This window comes from Tamaricihabitans halophyticus, assembly GCF_004340875.1.
In the GTDB taxonomy this organism is placed as follows: Bacteria; Actinomycetota; Actinomycetes; order Mycobacteriales; family Pseudonocardiaceae; genus Tamaricihabitans; species Tamaricihabitans halophyticus.
In genome coordinates, this window is sequence record NZ_SLXQ01000007.1 from 260141 (window position 1) to 277898 (window position 17758).

17 protein-coding genes and 1 tRNA gene are annotated in these 17758 nt (G+C 65.2%); 10 read left to right on the top strand and 8 right to left on the bottom strand.

The genetic code is table 11. From position 1 onward, the window contains the following. Positions 1–68: 68 nt before the first annotated feature. Together EV191_RS17780 and EV191_RS17785 are read right to left on the bottom strand one after the other, a co-directional pair. On the bottom strand, positions 69–1088 hold the full coding sequence (locus EV191_RS17780) for an ABC transporter permease (protein WP_424565480.1): 1020 nt from the start codon (positions 1086–1088) through the stop codon (positions 69–71). 31 nt (positions 1089–1119) lie between these two features. After that, positions 1120–2886: an ABC transporter substrate-binding protein gene (locus EV191_RS17785; protein ID WP_243659029.1), complete on the bottom strand. Its 1767-nt coding sequence runs from the start codon at positions 2884–2886 to the stop codon at positions 1120–1122. 155 nt (positions 2887–3041) lie between these two features. Here EV191_RS17785 and EV191_RS17790 point away from each other — a divergent pair, with 155 nt between their 5' ends. Genes EV191_RS17790 through EV191_RS17800 form a run of 3 tightly spaced genes read left to right on the top strand, consistent with a single transcriptional unit; the run spans position 3042 to position 7334 of the window. Then, positions 3042–3869, top strand: coding sequence for a M55 family metallopeptidase (locus EV191_RS17790; protein ID WP_207894562.1), 828 nt, complete (start codon positions 3042–3044; stop codon positions 3867–3869). Continuing rightward, positions 3862–5199 (top strand): M20/M25/M40 family metallo-hydrolase, encoded by a 1338-nt coding sequence (locus EV191_RS17795; protein WP_132878205.1) that lies wholly within the window; start codon positions 3862–3864, stop codon positions 5197–5199. The genes EV191_RS17790 and EV191_RS17795 overlap by 8 nt, the downstream gene beginning before the upstream one ends. Further along, the gene (locus tag EV191_RS17800) at positions 5199–7334 is read left to right on the top strand and encodes an FUSC family protein (protein ID WP_132878206.1); all 2136 of its coding nucleotides are present in this window, start codon (positions 5199–5201) and stop codon (positions 7332–7334) included. Before EV191_RS17795 ends, EV191_RS17800 begins: the two co-directional genes overlap by 1 nt. Here EV191_RS17800 and EV191_RS17805 read toward each other — a convergent pair. Continuing rightward, complete coding sequence (locus tag EV191_RS17805; protein WP_132878207.1) at positions 7290–8009, bottom strand: histidine phosphatase family protein; 720 nt, start codon at positions 8007–8009, stop codon at positions 7290–7292. The genes EV191_RS17800 and EV191_RS17805 overlap by 45 nt on opposite strands. Positions 8010–8065: 56 nt before the next feature. Further along, positions 8066–8893, bottom strand: a complete 828-nt coding sequence (locus EV191_RS17810) for an undecaprenyl-diphosphate phosphatase (protein ID WP_132878208.1) — start codon at positions 8891–8893, stop codon at positions 8066–8068. A 99-nt stretch (positions 8894–8992) separates the two neighbouring features. Here EV191_RS17810 and EV191_RS17815 point away from each other — a divergent pair, with 99 nt between their 5' ends. Genes EV191_RS17815 through EV191_RS17825 form a run of 3 tightly spaced genes read left to right on the top strand, consistent with a single transcriptional unit; the run spans position 8993 to position 11230 of the window. Beyond that, on the top strand, positions 8993–9961 hold the full coding sequence (locus EV191_RS17815; protein ID WP_132878209.1) for an aldo/keto reductase: 969 nt from the start codon (positions 8993–8995) through the stop codon (positions 9959–9961). A 25-nt stretch (positions 9962–9986) separates the two neighbouring features. After that, positions 9987–11003 (top strand): YncE family protein, encoded by a 1017-nt coding sequence (locus EV191_RS17820; protein WP_132878210.1) that lies wholly within the window; start codon positions 9987–9989, stop codon positions 11001–11003. Further along, complete coding sequence (locus EV191_RS17825; RefSeq protein WP_132878239.1) at positions 11003–11230, top strand: DUF5703 family protein; 228 nt, start codon at positions 11003–11005, stop codon at positions 11228–11230. The genes EV191_RS17820 and EV191_RS17825 overlap by 1 nt, the downstream gene beginning before the upstream one ends. Before the next feature lie 8 nt (positions 11231–11238). Here the strand turns inward: EV191_RS17825 and EV191_RS17830 are convergent, their stop codons facing one another. Then, positions 11239–12084: an aldo/keto reductase gene (locus tag EV191_RS17830; protein WP_243659030.1), complete on the bottom strand. Its 846-nt coding sequence runs from the start codon at positions 12082–12084 to the stop codon at positions 11239–11241. 83 nt (positions 12085–12167) lie between these two features. Here EV191_RS17830 and EV191_RS17835 point away from each other — a divergent pair, with 83 nt between their 5' ends. After that, a complete protein-coding gene (locus EV191_RS17835; protein WP_132878211.1) occupies positions 12168–13148 on the top strand; it encodes an ArsR/SmtB family transcription factor in 981 nt (326 codons plus the stop codon). On the opposite strand, the gene EV191_RS17840 is transcribed toward EV191_RS17835, so the two are convergent. Then, the gene (locus tag EV191_RS17840; RefSeq protein ID WP_279388441.1) at positions 13145–14503 is read right to left on the bottom strand and encodes a M20/M25/M40 family metallo-hydrolase; all 1359 of its coding nucleotides are present in this window, start codon (positions 14501–14503) and stop codon (positions 13145–13147) included. The two genes, EV191_RS17835 and EV191_RS17840, sit on opposite strands and share 4 nt — an antisense overlap. A gap of 83 nt (positions 14504–14586) precedes the next feature. Between EV191_RS17840 and EV191_RS17845 the strand changes: the two genes are divergently transcribed. The 3 genes from EV191_RS17845 (at position 14587) to EV191_RS17855 (ending at position 16387) form a co-directional block, all read left to right on the top strand. Further along, a tRNA-Leu gene (locus tag EV191_RS17845) sits at positions 14587–14671 on the top strand. 100 nt (positions 14672–14771) lie between these two features. Next, the gene (locus EV191_RS17850) at positions 14772–15584 is read left to right on the top strand and encodes a phosphate acyltransferase (protein WP_243659031.1); all 813 of its coding nucleotides are present in this window, start codon (positions 14772–14774) and stop codon (positions 15582–15584) included. A 2-nt stretch (positions 15585–15586) separates the two neighbouring features. Continuing rightward, complete coding sequence (locus tag EV191_RS17855) at positions 15587–16387, top strand: IclR family transcriptional regulator (RefSeq protein WP_132878213.1); 801 nt, start codon at positions 15587–15589, stop codon at positions 16385–16387. A 14-nt stretch (positions 16388–16401) separates the two neighbouring features. On the opposite strand, the gene EV191_RS17860 is transcribed toward EV191_RS17855, so the two are convergent. Both EV191_RS17860 and EV191_RS17865 read right to left on the bottom strand, forming a co-directional pair. Beyond that, positions 16402–17226, bottom strand: a complete 825-nt coding sequence (locus EV191_RS17860) for a DUF72 domain-containing protein (protein ID WP_132878242.1) — start codon at positions 17224–17226, stop codon at positions 16402–16404. 111 nt (positions 17227–17337) lie between these two features. Beyond that, positions 17338–17758, bottom strand: a 421-nt coding sequence (locus EV191_RS17865; protein WP_207894564.1) for an EthD family reductase, incomplete at its 5' end; no start/stop codon positions are given.

The window sequence follows — 17758 nt, forward strand, 5'->3', positions numbered from 1 at the left end:
CTCCAGAGCGTGGCTTGGCCATGGCGTGTGCCGTCGGCGTGTCATGTGCGCGTACCTGGTTTCACCGATCACGTCGCACGCACCCGTGGGTCGAGGATCCGGTAGAGCAGTTCGGCCAGCACGTTCATGAAAATGACCGCGGCGGCCAGTACGAGAAACGTGCTCTGCAATACCGGTAGGTCCGGTCCGGACAACGCCTCGTAGGTGAGGAGTCCGAGGCCTGGCCAGGAGAACACGGTTTCCACCGCGACGGCGCCGTTGAGCACCATGCCGAACTGTAGGAACACCAGCGTCACGGTTGGCAGCAGCGCGTTCGGCACGGCGTGCCTGCGTCGCACCAAATCGTCGCGCAGCCCCTTGGCGCGTGCCGTAGTGAGGTACTCCGAGTTCATTTCCTCGAGCAGCGAGGACCGCATGACCAGTAGGTACTGCGCGTAGAGCGCCGCCGTCAGCGTTAGACACGGGAGTACGAGGTGATAGGCCACATCGAGGGACTGGGACAGGAAATCCGGTGGGGTGTCTGGATAACGCATCCCGCCACTCGGGAACGCGCCGGAGAACGCGATCAGCAGTAGCAAGCCCATCCAGAACTGTGGCATCGACCAGAGCGTCAAGGCCGTGCCTGTGGACAGCTTGTCGAATCCACTGCCCCGACGCCACGCCGCCCGGATCCCGAACCACAGGCCAAGCATGATCGCCAGCGCCGTGGCAACACCCACCAGCAGCAGAGTAGGCCACAGGCGTTCCAGAATCAGGTCGGCGACGGGGCGCTGAAAGATGTACGACGTGCCCAGATCGCCACGGAACAGGCCGAGGATGTAGTCGATGAACTGCTGCCACATCGGTTTGTCCACGCCGAGGCGTTCCCGGAGCTCGGCCAGCTGCTCCGCGCTGACCGGGCGTCCCTTCGTCATCGTGACTACTGGGTCGCCAGGGATCATCCGGAACAGCAGAAACCCGAGTACCACCACCATCGCGAGGCTGAGCAGGGCGCCGCCGAGCTTGCCGAGCAGGAATCGGACCAGCCCCGCACCACGCGCTCCCCCGCCGCCGTCGTCGGCGTCGAGCTTTCGCTCGGCGCCCGTCAATACTTCCGACACCGGATCAGTGCACTCCCGTTCATTCGCGGTCGTCGACGGACTTGCCACGCTTACGCAGCGCTATGCCACCACCAGCGACGGCGACGATCGCCACCGCACCGATGGCGATCCAGGCGCCGGTCGGCATACCGCCCTCGGCGCCTCCGTCACCCGGTTTCGCCTGGTAGTAACCCCAGTTCCCGTTCTGCTCCATGATGACGCCGGTTGGCTGCGGTTGAACGTTGAAATCGGCGAACTTGTCCGAGCGGTAAGCCTCGAGCGCGTTGTCGTAGTCGAGTACGACCATCGGGGCCTGCTCGTAGAGCCGTTCCTGCATCTGCTTCACGATCTCCTGGCGCTTGGTCTCGTCCTGTTCGGCGAGTTGCCGCGCGTAGAGCCGGTCGTACTCCTGATCGCAGAAGAAGGAGTCCGTGGTGCCGCCGTGTCCTGCCGCGTTCGGTCGAGCGGAGCAGCGGTGCAGGCCGAGGATGTAGTCGGGATCAGGGTTGACGCCCCAGCCGCTGAACATCAGGTCGAACTCACCGGCGCTACTCATCTCGTTGACCTGATCGTCCTGGACGATCTCCTGGGTGACCTTGATGCCGATCTTCTTCAACCATTCGACGATGAAGCTGGCGCTCTGCTCATCGAACGCCCGCCCCTTGTGCCCGAGGAGGCGGAACTCGAGTGGGGTGCCATTCGGCATCTGTCGGATGCCGTCCGGGCCACGCTCGTAGCCGGCGGCGTCCAGTTCCCTGTTCGCCTGGGCCGGGTCGAACTTCCAGCGCTGGTCTTCGGTTGGCTCCCAGTAGTAGTCCTCGAAAACTGGCGGGATGACGCTCGACCCGGGCTCGGCGTAGCCGCTCATCACACGCTCTGCCAGGGCTTGTGGGTCGATCGCCTTGGCGATGGCCTGCCGAACCCGCACGTCCCGCAGCGCCGGATGGCCGTCGCCGATCGGCTCACCGTCCTTGGTCGCGGCACCGGGATTCATCAGCAACTCGTTGAATCGACGTCCCTGTGCCTTGTTCACGGCGATATTGTCTTCGCCTTCCAAGGTTTCGTACTGGGCTGGGGTGAGTCGATTTACCAGATCCACTTCCCCGTTCTGCAAGGCACTCACCGCGCCGTCGGCGTTGTCGTAGAAGACGAAGTCGAGGCCGTCGATCTCCGGGGCGCCGTCCCAGTAGTCCTTGTTCGCCTCGAGCCGGACGAACTCCTTCGGCCGGAATTCGGTGATCGTGAACGGGCCACTGCTGACGATCGGTGGCTGGTCCATCTTGGGATCGTCCACCTTGTCCAGTTTCGACCAGACGTGTTCCGGCACGATCGGAATGTCCAGGGCGAGCATCGTCGCCTGCGGTGTGCGAGTCTTGATCACCAGTGTCGTGTCGTTCGGGGCGGTGACCTCCTCGAAACTGGACACGAAACTGCCGTTCGCGGTCGCGGCGGTCTCGTCTTCCATGATCAGGTTGTACGTGTACGCGATGTCCTCGGCGGTCAGCTTCTCGCCGTCCGACCATTTGGCGTTATCGCGGATCTGGAAGGTCCAGGTCAGATTGTCGTCCGAGGTTTTCCAGTCGGTGGCCAGGCCCTCGATGGGCTCCTGGTCCTTGGCGCTGTACCTGGTCAGGTAGTCAAACGCGACCCGGCCGATACCGGTGCTGGACTGCAAGATAGCCATGAACGGGTTCAGGTGGTCGATCTCCTGGGTCAACGCGACCCGCAGGGTGACCTTCTCGTCCTGTTCCTGGGCCAGCGCCGCCGGCGCGGCCGCCACCGACACGAGTCCGCCGACCAAGCTCACCGTCACCAGGGAGCGAACTGATCGCGCAACGCGCGGGTTGCCTAAGCGCATGACCGTACCCCTTCTCGTTCACCTGAGAGCCAAGAAGTAACCACCTTCGGGCAACAAAAGTCAACGAGTACCGAGAGTTCATGCCAACCCGTAACGTTTCTGGCATGCGGATCATGATCTCTGCGGATATGGAAGGCGCAACCGGAGTCACCTGGACTGATGACGTGGTACCCGGGACTGGGCCATTTGAACGATTTCGAAAGCTGTTCACCGGCGATGTGAACGCCTGCGTCGCAGGGCTCGCCGACGGTGGCGCGACCGGCATCCTCGTCAACGAGGCACATTCCGCCCAGCGCAACTTGCTGTTGGAGGAACTGGACACGCGGGCACGCATGCTTACCGGCAAGCACAAGCCACTGGCGATGATGCAGGGCATCGACTCCGGGGTGGATGGCGTGGTGTTTCTCGGCTACCACGCTGGCGCCGGCTGTGACGGCGTGCTCGCGCACACCTACCTGGAAAATTCGATCACCGGGGTGTGGCTGGACGGCACACCGGCTAGCGAGGGCCGGCTCAACGCCGCGCTCGCCGCGGAATACGGTGTTCCCGTCCTCGTGGTTACCGGCGACGACGAGACCTGCGCCGATGCCGCTGATTACGCACCCAGGGCCGAGCAGGTGGTGGTCAAGGAAAGCGTGTCGAGATACGCGGCGATCTGCACGCCGCCCGCGGTGGCGTATCAGGAGATCACCGCGGCTGCCACGCGAGCGATGGACGGTGCAGGGTCTCTGTCTCCAGTCGTCAGCGCGCATCACATTGATATCGAGTTTGATGCGAGCCATCTCGCCCAGGCGGCCGCGGTGGTGCCTACGGTAGAACTGACCGGCGTACGAACGGTCGGGTTCGACGCCCCGACCATGACGGCAGCGATGAAGGCGTTCAAGGTGGTCACGGCGATCGCCTCGGGCGCGATCGAGGGGAAGTATGGCTGAAGCCAACCGGCAGGATCCGCGCGACGACGAGGTCGTCGGCCTGTGTGCCGAGTTGATCAAGTTTGACACCACGAACCGCGGCGGCGGGGACGCGGAGGGCGAACGTGCGGCCGCCGAGTACGTAGCGGATCGGCTCACCGCAGCCGGCCTGGAACCCAAACTGCTGGAACGGACCGCCGGGCGAACAAATGTGGTCGCCCGGCTCACGGGTACGGATCCGAGCCTCGGCGCGCTGCTGGTGCAGGGCCACCTGGATGTGGTGCCCGCCGATCCGGCGGACTGGCGCGTCCCGCCGTTTTCCGGTGCGGTCCAGGACGAGTGCGTATGGGGTCGCGGCGCGGTGGACATGAAGGATTTCTGTGCCATCGTGCTGACCGTGCTCGCCAGGTGGGCCCGGGACGGGGTGCGTCCCCGCCGGGACATCGTGTTCGCCTTCGTCGCCGACGAAGAGGATCGCGGTGTTGACGGCGCGCACTGGCTGGTCGACGAGCATCCAGAGCTGTTCGACGGCTGTGTCGCGGCGATCAGTGAATCCGGTGGCTATACCTATCGGGTACCTCGTCCGGACGGGGACGCCCTGCGGGTTTATCCGGTTGGCACGGCCGAACGGGGTACCGCCCATTTGCGGCTGACCGCGCGCGGCCGTGCCGGACACGGCTCGCGGGTGAACGCCGATAACGCCGTCACCACACTGGTGCGTGCGCTGGCCAGACTGTCCGAGCAGCAGTGGCCATTGCGGATCACCCCAAGTGTGCGGGTCTTTTTCGAGCGGGTTGGCACGGAACTCGGGGTGCCCGTGGACACCTCAAGTGAGGCAGGCGTGTCGGCGCTACTCGAAGCACTCGGACCGGCCGCCGGTTTGGTGGAGAGCACGGTAAGGAACAGCACCACGCCAACCATGCTTTCCGCGGGCTACAAGGTGAACGTGGTGCCGGCTGTCGCGCAAGCCCAGGTCGACACCCGAGTGCTGCCGGGTACCGAGGACGAACTGCTCCGCGCGGTGGATGAGTTGCTCGGACCAGGGGTGAGCCGGGAGTTCGTCAGTCATTCGCCACCGGTGCAGGCAACCGTCGACTCCCCGTGGGTAGATGCGATGGCTGAGGCGATCCGGGCTGAGGACAGCGCTGCCGTTGTCGTGCCGTATTGCCTTGGCGGCGGTACCGATGCCAAGGCCTTCTCCCAGCTCGGCATCGACTGCTTCGGCTTCTCGCCGCTGTGGCTGCCCGAGGGCTTTCCGTACCGGGAGCTCGCCCACGGGGTCGATGAGCGGGTTCCGGTAGCGGGGCTGCGATTCGGGGTTCGGGTACTTGACCGGTTCCTCAGCGGCTGATGCGCCTCGCGGGTAGGTGGACGACGCTGCAGGATCGGCTGATTGCTTCCGATCCTGGATTGACCAGGCTGCGGATGGCCGGCATCGCGGTCGGCAACCTCGCGTTGGTGATTACCGTGCTTGGCCTACTCGGGCTTCCCTTGCCCGCGATCATCGTCGGCTCGATGATCGGCCTGCAGGCAACCTTCCTGGTGCGCGACGAAGGCAACCGCGCGCAGGCATTGACGCTGGTGCTGATCTTGCTGGTCGCCAGCGTGATCGTGGTACTGGCCACGCTTATCGTCGGCTATCCGTTTGTCGCCGAGGCCACGTTCTGCGTGGTGATCTTTCTCGCCGTGCTTGCGCAGCGCTTCGGGCCACGTGGTAGCGCGCTCGGCGCGGTGGCCTTCTTTCTGTTCTTCTTCGCGAACTTCCTTCAGTTCGAGCTGGCGCACACCGGCCCGATCATCGGTGCGATGGCTGTTGGTCTTGCCGCCAACGCGCTGATGCGCTTCGTCATCCTGCCTCGCCGGCCGGAAGCGGAACTGCTCCGAGTCCGCCGTGGCTTTCGGGCCAGGCTTGCCGGACTCGTGGATGCGCTCGGCAGGGCCCTTGCCGCGCGTGATACGCCGCGCCGGCGTCGTCAGCTACAGCGGCGGATCACCCGGCTGCACGAATGCGCGTTGATGATCGAAGAGGTGTTGGGCGAGGAGGTCGATCCGGACACCGAGATCATGCTGCGGCGGCGAGTGGTCGAGGTTGAGCTGGCCGCGGAACGTCTGGTGCGCGCGGCTACCCAGATCGATACGACCGAGCTCGCCGAGGCAGACCGTGCGGATCTGGTCATCCGGCTGGATCGGCTGCACCGGCTGATCGAACGCGATCCCGCCGAGTTGCCGGTGATCAGCCATACTACCGAATTCGCCGATATGCTTGCCGATCAGCCAGGGCGAGCTGGTTCGAGCTCGTGGCCAGTTCGGCGAGCGATCGCGCAACTGGCGCTTGCGGATGCCGACGCGCAGCGGCTGGTGCAGCGTGAGCTCGATGAGCGACCGCCGGTCGATATCCCCTTGTCCGCTGCCGAGGAATCCGATCCGGAACGCAAGAGTGAGTGGCTGGACGAGACCACTCGGCAAGCTTTGCAGGCACTTGTCGCCGGGGCGCTGGCGATCGTCGGCGGCGAGCTGGTCTCCACCCAGCGGTGGTACTGGGCGGTAATCACGGTGTTCGTCGTCTTCCTGGGCACCAGCAGCAGGGGAACCATGTTCGTCAAGGGTTTCCGCCGGCTTACCGGAACGGTGTGGGGAATTCTCGGAGGGCTCGGCGCGGCAAGCCTCGTTGCGGGAAGCACGCCGGCGGCGGTCGCGCTGATTGGCGTCTGTGTCTTCGGTTTCGTCTACGTCATGCGCGTGTCCCAAGGACTCATGACGTTCTTTATGACCACCATGCTCGGCCTGCTCTACAGCCTGCTCGGCACGTTCAGCTTCGATGTGCTCCTCTTGCGTTTGGCCGAGACCGTGGTGGGTGTACTCGCGGGCATACTGGCCGCGTTCGTGATCGTGCCGATCCGGACTCGGCAGGCCACTCGTGACCAGGTTCTGACCATTTTGGAGGAACTGCGGACCTTCGTGAGTCAGGCGCAGGATCTGTTGTCTGGTAAGGAAAATCTGAGCCTGATCGAGCAGGCCCGCACGGTGGACCGGGAAGTAGGCAAGCTGCGCGGCCTGGTGGAACCGCTGACTCATCCGTTCAACCTTTACCGAGGTCAGCGCCAGTATGGCTGGTATATCCAGGCCGCGCTGGAGACCTGTGCCTTTTACGCCCGGGATGTGGCTGTCCGCGCGGAGCCGGGCCTACTTTCCGGCGATGAGCGGCTGCCGGTGGCCGCGCACCAGGTGTTGGATGGCCTCGATCATGTGCTCGGCGAACTCTCCGAGCGACCAGCGCATCAGCCGGTTGCTCGACCGGAAAGCACTGGGCAAGGAACGGAAGATGACCCGACCGCGCTCGCGGTGCTCGACGATCTCGCTCGCCTGGATTCGAGTGTGCATGGTCTCGCGCGGGCGCTCGGCGTCACCGAAGACGATGCCGACACCGACGACGGCGCGGACTCAGCGGGCACGCCCAGTGGAGCCACCGATGACCGCGTCCGATGACTCTGCCGTGGACTTGCGTTTGCGTTTGCCGCGTTTCGGTTTCGGTGGAATCAGTCCACTGAGGTCACCGCCGGTGTCGTTGATTCGTGCGACAAATGGCCTCGTTTCGGTGTAGTGGACCACCGAGATTGAGCATGGATCGACCATGATTCGCTGGAACGCGTCCAGATGGAGGCCGAGCGCGTCGGCAAGGATCGCTTTGATCACATCGCCGTGGCTGCACAGCAACCAGACGCCGGATTCGCCGTGCTCCTGGCTGATCCGCGTGTTGTGCTGGCGGACGGCGCCTACCGCGCGCGCCTGAACCTGGGCCAAGCCCTCACCACCGGGGAAGACCGCCGCCGAGGGATGTTGCTGCACGACCCGCCAGAGTGGTTCGCGGACCAGGTCCTTGATCGCTCGCCCGGTCCACTCGCCATAGTCCACCTCGGCGAGCCGCCGATCCGTAGTCGTCCGCAGGCCGCGCTCGGTAAGCAGGGGCGCGACGGTTTGCCGACACCGCAACAGCGGTGAGCACACGGCGTCGAGCAGTGGGATTCCGGCGAGCCGTGCGGGTAGGCCCGCCGCTTGCTCCGCGCCGGTTTCGTCCAAGCCGACCTTCGGTGTCCGGCCCGCGAGCACTCCAGAGCCATTGGCGCTGGACCGCGCGTGCCGAAGCAGGATGACCGTGCTCACGCATTCCACCCTAATGTGTGGCCCTGCGCGATTGAGTGGGGTGGGCTCTCGGCCGGTCAGGTCGGAGTGAGCGTGCCTGTGGTGAGCAGCAACATCACGGCACCGCCGATCACCAGGCGATACCACACGAACAAGGCGTAACTGTGTGTCGTGACGTACTTCATCAACCATGCGATCGAGGCATACCCGACGGCGAACGCCATTCCGGTGCCGACGATCGTCTGCGCGATGGAGGCTTCCTTGCCGACGTGTTCGGCCGAGAACAGGTCAAAGATGCTGAAGACTCCGGCGCCGAACACCGCGGGAATCGCGAGCAGGAAGGTGTACCGAGTGGCTTGCGGGCGACGTAGGCCGACGGCAAGTCCGGCGGTGAGCGTCCCACCGGAACGTGACACACCTGGGATCAACGCCAGGCACTGGGCGAACCCCATCGCAAGACTGTCCCGCAGGGTCAGGTTGTCGCGCTCCTGTCGGCCCAGCCGGTCGGCGACCATGAGTAGCAGCGCGAAGACGATCAGCACCGTCGCGGTGATCCAGAGGTTGCGCAGCGAGGTCCGGATGGCGTCCTGGAAGAGGTAGCCGAGTACGGCGATCGGCAGTGAGCCGATGATGATGTACCAGGCCAGCTTGTAATCGGGATCCTGCCGTGCCTCGGCACTGACCAGGCCGCGGAACCAGATGCGGAGCAGCCGCACGATGTCTTTCATGAAGTAGAGCAACACGGCGAGTTCGGTGCCTAGCTGGATGACCGCGGTGTACGAGGCGCCCGCATCCCCACCGAAGAACAGCTCCGAGACAATTCGGACATGTGCCGATGAGGAGATCGGCAGGAACTCGGTCAGGCCCTGGACCAGCCCTAGCACGAGCGTTTCCAACCAGGTCAACTACGCTCCCCCGCCCAAGTCCAGCCGTTCGTGGTAATACCCCCGCACGTGGGCAGACCCTACCGGGCGGGTGTGTGGGCTCCCCGTAGGCTCTGGTTCGTGGAACAGCGACGGCTTGGCGACAGCGGTCTGCGGGTCTCCCGGATGGCCCTCGGCACCATGAGTTGGGGTATTGAGACGGACGCCGATGAGGCGGCGAGCCAGCTGGTTGCCTTCGTGGACGCGGGCGGCACGCTCGTCGACACGGCCAACGTCTACGCCGAGGGTGAGTGCGAGCGGCTGCTTGGTTCCTTGGTTGGTGACCTGGTGCCGCGCTCCCAGGTGTTGATCGCCACCAAGTCGGCGGCGCGGGCCGGTGAAGGTCCGTTCGGCGGGGGCGCATCCAGGGGCGCGCTTCTCGCCGCGTTGGACGATTCACTGCGCCGACTCGGCGTGGACCACATCGATCTCTGGCAGGTGCACGCCTGGGATCCCGCGGTGCCCATCGAGGAGACGATGAGCGCGCTCGATATGGCCGTGCACAGCGGCAGGGTGCGGTACGTGGGTGTGTCGAACTACGCCGGTTGGCAGTTGGCGACCGCGGCGAGTTTGCAGCATCTGCCCGCCAGGTTGGTCAGTGCCCAGATGGAGTACTCACTGCTTGAGCGGGGTATCGAACGCGAATTGCTGCCAGCCGCCCAGCAACACGGCGTCGGGATCTTGCCCTGGGCTCCGCTTGGTCGAGGCGTACTGACCGGGAAGTACCGCTCTGGCACCCCGGCCGATTCTCGTGGCGCCTCGAACCGGCTCGCGCCCTATGTGGAGCATCACCGCACCGAACGGGCCGCCCGAATCGTGCAAGCCGTGGTCACCGCCGCGGACGGCTTGGGCACCTCTCCCCTCGCCGTAGCGCTCGCTTGGGTACGAGACCGACCTGGCGTGGTGGCGCCAGTGCTTGGCGCCCGGGATACCGGTCAGCTGACCGGTTGCCTTGCCGCGGAGGAACTCACGTTGCCGCCGGCGATTCGAGCGGCACTCGATGACGTCAGCGATATCGAATTCGGCTACCCGGAGACGCGACTTGGCTAGAAATCGGCTCACCAGAAAGCAACCGATGCGGCGCGGGCGCGTCACTCTCGCGCTATGCGTGCTGGTCATGCTGGGCACGGCGACGGCCTGCGCCTCCGGCGACGAGCCGAACGACAGTCTGCAGGCCGTGGAAAACCCGGTTGCCGCCAAGCCCGCGGCAGCGCCAGCGCAAGCCGAGCCGGACGGCACGGTACACCCACTCGCCGAGGACGTCTCGGCCATGGTTGCCGACCCGTCCACAAGGACCATCGTGGTCGTCTTCGCTGATACCCCTGAGCTGCGGCTGTACGCGATGGACGAACCGGAGGCGCGGCCGCGTACGGTGAAGCTGCCCGGGCCGCCGGATTCATTGAACCGTTCCGATGCCGATGGAGTCGTACTGGCCTCGATCGGCGCGCGAAACCAAGTCGTGCGGGTATCCCTGCCCACAGGGTCGACTACGCCGATTGACGTGGCCGGCGCGCCCGTGTCGGCCGCCGAACGCGGCGACCGAATGCTTGTCGGGCTCCGCGAAAGCAAGGGCGTGCGGATGGTCGACAACGGTCGCCCCGGTAAGACAACCAGCGGTGAACTCTACGGGGCGGATCAGGTCCTGACCGTGGCTGACCGGGCATACGTGCTGGACCGCAAGCGGACCGCGGTATTCGAGGTGAAACAGGACGAGGGCGATATCGGCAGCGGCCAGCGGGTCGGGTTCGGTGCCGGTGCGGCCGTCGTTGACTCCTACGAGCGATTGTTGGTCACCGACACCCGGGGAGATGCGCTGCTCGCGCTGTCCACGGACCCGCTGCTGGTACGCCAACAGTTCCCAGTCCCCGGCGCGCCCTACGGCATTGCCTACGACGAGAAGCGTGACCTGGCCTGGGTGACACTCACTGCCCGCAATGAGGTGGTCGGATTCGATGTGGCGGGAGGTGAACCCGAAGAGCGGTATCGGTTCTCCTCGGTACGGCAGCCAAATAGCGTTACGGTGGACAGTCACACAGGCCGTGTGTTCGTGGCGTCAGCGACCGGCGATGGATTGCAGGTGATGCGACCGTGATGGATGCAGCCGCGGAAGGATCAGTGGTCGACGGGCCGTGGGAGTATCGCCCGATGCGCTTGCCGCCAGGCGTATCGAGGCTCACCGCGACCACGCAGTTGTCCATCCACGCGGAATTCGCCGGCTGGGAGTTATCCAACGTTCGGCTGTATGCCGACGGCACGCGGAAAGTATGGATGCGCCGACGACGCAGTTTCGCCGGGCTACTCCCCGGGCCCATCACCTGACCAACCCCTCAAGCCAACCGCGCATACTGAGCCGCCGTCAGTTCGAGCTCCGCGGCGGCCACGTTGTCCTCCAGATGGGCGGCTGACGAGGTGCCGGGAATAGGCACCATCACTGGCGAGCGATACAGCAGCCAGGCAAGGGCTACACGCGCGGGAGTAACGCCGAGCTCGCTGGCTACCTCGCCGAGCGGTCCGGTATCCCGGGCATGCTCGCCGCGCGCGATGGGTAGCCACGGAACAAAGGCAATTCCAGTCTCGGCGCAGCGGTCGAGCACCTCCTCGTGTCGGCGGTCCGACACGTTGTACAGGTTCTGCACACTGGCGATCTCGACTATTGTTCGCGCCTCATCTAGCTGCGCCAGGGACACCTCGGAAAGCCCGATATGCCGGATCTTGCCGGCATCCCGCAGTTCCGCCAGCGCGCCCAGCTGGTCGGCCAGCGGGACGAGCGGATCGATCCGGTGCAGCTGGAAGAGATCGATGCGCTCGACGCGCAGCCGCCGTAGGCTCAGTTCGGCCTGTTGCTTCAGGTACTCGGGTCGTCCAAGCGGGCGCCATTCGGGTTCGCTCGGGCGCGACTGGCCCGCTTTCGTGGCGATCACCAGGTCGGCCGGGTAGGGGTACAGCGCCTCCGCGAGGAGTTCCTCGTTGGCGCCCAGCGCATAGGAGTCCGCCGTGTCGATGAAGTTGACCCCGAGTTCGACGGCCCGGCGTGCGACAGCGATCGAGGGAGCTGGGTCGGCTGGTCGGCGCCAGCCGGTCAGCCGCATGGCGCCGAACCCGAGGCGGTTGACATTGAGCTCGCCGCCGATGAGATGAGTCCGTGCCGGTCGTGCCATTGGTTCGATATGCATGGCCCCACCGTGTCTCATCCGGCGATCGGCGATAATCAATTTAGCCGGAGCTAAATCGACGCAGGCTGGCGAGCGGGGTACTCGTGTTGGAGTTGCGATTCACGGTCGAGGACATAGCGCATACCCGGTTCGCGCTTTCTCCGCTGTGGGAGACCATTGCCAGCGTTCGGGTTCTGCAGGCCCCGAGCCAGCACTCGGTTAACCAGCCGTGGGCCGCCGCGGTCGGTCCGCGGCTACGAGCAGCAGGACTGGACTGGACTCTGCTGTCCGCGTTGGTTCCGGTGTCCGGCCCAGTGATTCCGGGGTTCATCTGTCCCCCGCCGAGTTCACCGGTGCCGGACATCGATATCGAGCTCGCTACCGTAGGCGGGACTGAGCTTGACCGGGTACGAGCGGAGCTGGACGAGCTGCCGGTGCGCGCCCATGTCGACAAGTTGGCGTTCCTCCGGGAGGATCCGCGGGCGGGTTTGGCGCTGCTCACCGAGACGATCGCAAGGTATTGGACGATCGCGGTGCGGCCGTATTGGCCGCGCATGCGAACCTTGCTCGAGTCGGAGGTGCATCGTCGCGCGCATAGCCTTGCTACTTCGGGTATTCAGGGTCTGCTCAATGACCTCAACGCGGCGGTTGGTTGGGACGACGATGTGCTTTCGGTGGCGCACCGCCACGTATCCGGCAGCCGATCGCTGAATGGGCGAGGCTTGTTGCTCGTGCCGTCGGTGTTCTCGTGGCCGCGGGTATTCTCCATCGCCGAGGCTGGCGTCCAGCCGACCTTGCGGTATCCACCGCGGGGTATCGCGACCTTGTGGGAGTCCGACAAGGTCGTCGTTCCCGACGGATTGGCCGCCGTATTGGGCGGTTCGCGCGCGAGGCTACTTGCGGAACTGGATAAGCCGGTGGCTACACGCGAACTCGCCGAACGCGTCGGGCTGACCGCTGGGGCGGTATCCCAGCATCTCGGTGCGCTACGGCAGGCCGGCTTGATCCACGGCTATCGGGCCGGGCGGCGGGTGTTCTATTCCCGGACCGATGCCGCGGAAGCACTGCTCGCGGCGGCGAGCTAGCTGTTGCGCAGGAAACGATCGAGTACCCGAACCCCGAAACGCAGGCCGTCTACCGGCACTCGTTCGTCCACGCCGTGGAACAGCGCGGAGAAATCGAGATCGGCCGGTAACTGCAGCGGGGTGAACCCGAAGCATCGGATGCCGAGCTTCTGCAGAGCTTTCGCGTCGGTGCCACCGGAAAGCATGTACGGCAACACTTTCGAACCGGGGTCTTCGGCGAACAGGGATGCGGACATCGCGTCGACAAGAGCGCCGTCGAAGGTGGTTTCTACGGGCGGTTGGTTGGCGATCCACTCGCGTTCCACATCTGGGCCGAGTAGTTCGTCGAGTTCGCGTTCAAAGGCGGCCAGGCGGCCGGGCAGGACCCGGCAGTCGACGGTGGCCTCGGCGACCGAGGGGATCACGTTGGCTTTGTAGCCGGCGTCGAGCATCGTCGGATTGGCCGTATCGCGGATGGTGGCGCCGACCATTCGGGCCAACCCGCCCAGTTTCGCGATCGAGCCGTCGAGATCGTCTTCGGGGAACTCCAGGCCGGTGAGTTCGGAGATGCCGGCGAGAAACTCGCGGACCGAGTCGTTCAGGACGATCGGGAACCGATGCTGGCCGAGCCGGGAGACGGCGGCCGTGAGCTTGGTAACCGCGTTGTCCTGGTGGATCATCGAGCCGTGGCCCGCGGTGCCGCGGACACGCAGCTTCATCCAGGCGATGCCCTTCTCCGCGGTCTCGATGGCGTAGGCGCGGACGTTGTCCTTCAGTGTGACGGAGAATCCGCCTACCTCGCTGATTGCCTCGGTGGCACCTTCGAAAAGGTCGGGCCGGTTGTCGACCAGCCAGTGTGAGCCGAAGAAGCTGCCGGCTTCCTCGTCGGCGAAGAACGCGAAGATCAGATCGCGTGGTGGCACGATGCCGTCGCGTTTGAACCGGCGCGCGATGGCCAACATCATCGCGACCATGTCCTTCATGTCGACCGCACCGCGGCCCCAGACGTAGCCGTCCTGAACGGCGCCGGAGAAGGGGTGTACGGACCATTCCGAGGCGTCGGCGGGCACTACGTCGAGATGGCCGTGCACGAGCAGCGCGCCACGCGATGGATCCGCACCAGGCAGCCTGGCGACCACATTTCCGCGACCGGGTGCGCCGGACTCGAGGTAGGTGGTCTCATATCCGACCTCGGCGAGCTTTTCGGCCACATACTCGGCGGCCAACCGCTCACCAGCGGAGGTCTCGTTACTGCCCGTGTTGGTGGTGTCGATCCGGATCAGATCGCTCGCCATGGTGATGGCCTCGTCCTGGGCCAAGGTCAGCGCTGGCTGATCGTGCGCGGCCGCCCGGCCCGCCTCATGCTGTTCGGTCACGACTGCTTTCTACCACTGTCGATCGGAAGACAGGGGGCCCTGTAGGCGGTGTGTGGGCCATCGGTTACTCTAATCGCCAGCAAGTCCGAGTGGCGGAATGGCAGACGCGCTAGCTTGAGGTGCTAGTGCCCGACTAAGGGCGTGGGGGTTCAAGTCCCCCCTCGGACACCGTTGTTATCCCTACCCAGGGGTCTCATTGTAGCGGTTATTACTCGCTCTTCTGCGTCGTAACTCACTTCGAGATCAAGTTTTTGGTAGATCTTCTGAAGTGTGTGCGGTTGCACTCGGTCGAGTCCGGTACCGCGCCGTACTGAACGAGGCGTTGCGGCAGAACCCGCCGTCATCGGCACGGTTCGAAGCACTCGCACACGATGCGGTGTGGATTGCGGCGCTGCTACTGCGAACTGGCGACGTCGACGCGGCGGTCGCCGGTGCCGCCCGGCCGACGGCGGATGTACTACGGGCCGGGATCAGAGTCATCGGGCTCGACCCGGATATCGGTACCGTCAGCAGCTGTTTTCTCATGGTGCTGCCGGACGGTAGTCAGTTTGCCTACGCCGACTGTGCCGTCGTGCCCGAGCCGGACGCCAACCAACTTGCCGATATCGCCATTGCCACCAGCCGAAGCTTCCACAGCCTTACCGAGCTCGAACCGTCCGTCGCGATGCTCTCGTTCAGCACAGCGGGAAGCGCCAGCCACGCGAACGTCGCGAAGGTGCGTCTGGCAACCGAGGCGGCACGCGAGCGGGTCCGCGACCTCGCCGTGGACGGCGAGCTCCAGCTTGATGCGGCGGTCGTACCGGCCGTCGGTCGCCGCAAGGCGCCTCGGTCCTCGGTCGCCGGACAGGCCAACGTCTTGATCTTCCCTAATCTTGACGCGGGCAACATCGCCTACAAGACCACGGAGCGGTTCGGTGGCGCGGCGGCGATCGGGCCGATCGTGCAAGGCTTGGCTGCTCCGCTGAACGATCTGTCTCGAGGATGCTCCGTAGCCGACATCGTCGGCCTCGCCACCGTGAGTGCGGTACAGGCACGGCAACGAAGGCGTCCAGAGTTGTTGCCAACAGCCGAGGCTCGGTAGCCATGACCGCAGAGCAGAGCCTCGTCGACGCGGCCGTGGACGAGCGCGTCGCCGGCACCCAGACCATCTCGCGCGCACTGGCGATTCTCCGATCGCTGCGCGATGCGGGGCCTGACCTTGGCCTGAGCGAGATCGCCAGCACCGCCGGACTGAGCACCAGCACGGTGCACCGCATACTGCGTGCACTGACCGCAGCCGGGTACGTCAGCGGAAACTCCGCCGAACGCTACCGTCTCGGCAGGGAGGCTTTCCTGCTGGGCATGGCAGCCGAACGCGGCCTTGGCTTTGATTTGGTACTGCCCTTACTGCGGGAGGTTTCGGAGGCGACCGGGGAAAGCGTGAACCTGGTCGTCCGCGACGGGAACGAAGCGGTGGTCGTGCTACGCGTCGAGTCCACGCATCCCCTTCGGTTCGCGCAGCCTGTCGGGACGCGGATTCCGCTGCATTGCACCAGCACCGGCAAAACCTTGCTGGCATTCAGTGCCGACCCCAAAGCCGAGGTCACCGCACTCGACAAGCTCGAACGGTTCACCGGAGCGACCATTACGCACAAACGCGAGCTTGCCAGCGAGTTGACGCGGATTCGCGAACGCGGCTACAGCGTCAACGTGGCCGAACGGGTTCCTGGTGTCCACGGCGTGGCTGCCCCGGTCCATACCAAGAACGCCGCTGTACACCTGGCGGTCGCCGTGCAGGGACCGGATATCCGAATGCCGGCGGACCGCATCCACAAGCTGGCGGAGACGGTCATCGACCTCGCCGATCGGATCGCGACAGCGGTACCCGCCGGTTACCAACTCTGAGCAACGCACCCGGATCAGAACAGGGTTGCCGGCTCGACCGGCTCCGGATCGGGCAACGCCGCGAGATCGGGCATCAGTGTTCGCACCTCGTCGTGGAACCGGCGGGCAAGCGCTGGGGCCTCATTGTTGTCGGGCGTATGCAGGAAGACCGTCGGCGAGCGACCCGCGCGCAGCCAGCTGGCGACCACTTCGGTCCACGGCCGCCACCCCTCGACCGTCTCTTGCACCGAATCGCGTCCCAGGTAACGAACGATCGGATGATTGGTCAGCGCTCGCGTCCGCCTGGGCAGGCGTGGTTTCCTGTGCCAGGAGTCCTGCTCGGCCTCACTCATTGGCGCGCGTTGGAAGAACACGGTCGTATCAAAGGGAACCCACTCGGCATCCGCGTCGGCGAGTGCTCCTTCCAGCAGTGACGCCGCCCCCGCATCGGTGAAGAATCCCGGGTGCCGCACTTCCACCGCGCGCCGGCGCTCGGCAGGGAGGCGGCGCAGGAAGCGGCCTAGCGCGTTGACATCCGTGGGGCCGAACGAGCTGGGCAACTGTGTCCAGAGAACCGCTCGCTCGCCGAGCGGTTCGATCGCGTCCAGGAAAGCGCGCATCTCGGCCTCAACACCGACGAGCCGACGCTCGTGGGTGACAATCTTGGGCAGTTTCACCACGAACCGGAAGCCAGGGTCAGTCTGCTGCGCCCATGTCTCGACCGTGTTCCGGGTGGGCGTCGCGTAGAAGGTGGTGTTGCCCTCGACCGCATTGCACCAGCCCGCGTAGGCCCGCAGGCGTTCCTTGACCGGTAGCGACTGTGGCACAAATCGGCCTTGCCATGCCTTGTGTGTCCACATCGCACAGCCAACATAAAGATGTGCCACTCGTCAGCTCCCCTCGATCGGCTAGGAAACTACTACCCTGACAGCTGCTGCGAAGCTGCGGGAACTGGCCGGGTAGCCGTAGCGTTACCCCTCAGTCGGTTCTACCACGGTGGTCGTGGTGACAAACCAGTCGACCTCGCCAAGGAATAACTTTTCGTGCTCCCGCACCGGGTCGGCCGCCGGCGAGCCATATGCGGCCCGGATATCCGCCATCGAGTCGAACCACAGTTCCGCCATACCGTCGTAGGGCCAGGGTTTGTGGTGCTCGATCGCCGGGCTCTGGTGATATGCGCGCAAACCCGGCAACGTCCAGACCACAGCGGGATGCTCCTGCTGCCAGTAATACAGGAACTCCGCGCGCGAGAGCTCTGGCTTCGCCTTCAGTAACGCGACGATCTTGACCGACACTGGGGAGTGTCCGATGAACGGTGGATCCGGCTTGGCATTGGTTAGTTTCCGGTTGGGGTGATGCGGCCTTCGAAGGCGATCGCGAAGGCGTTGAGCG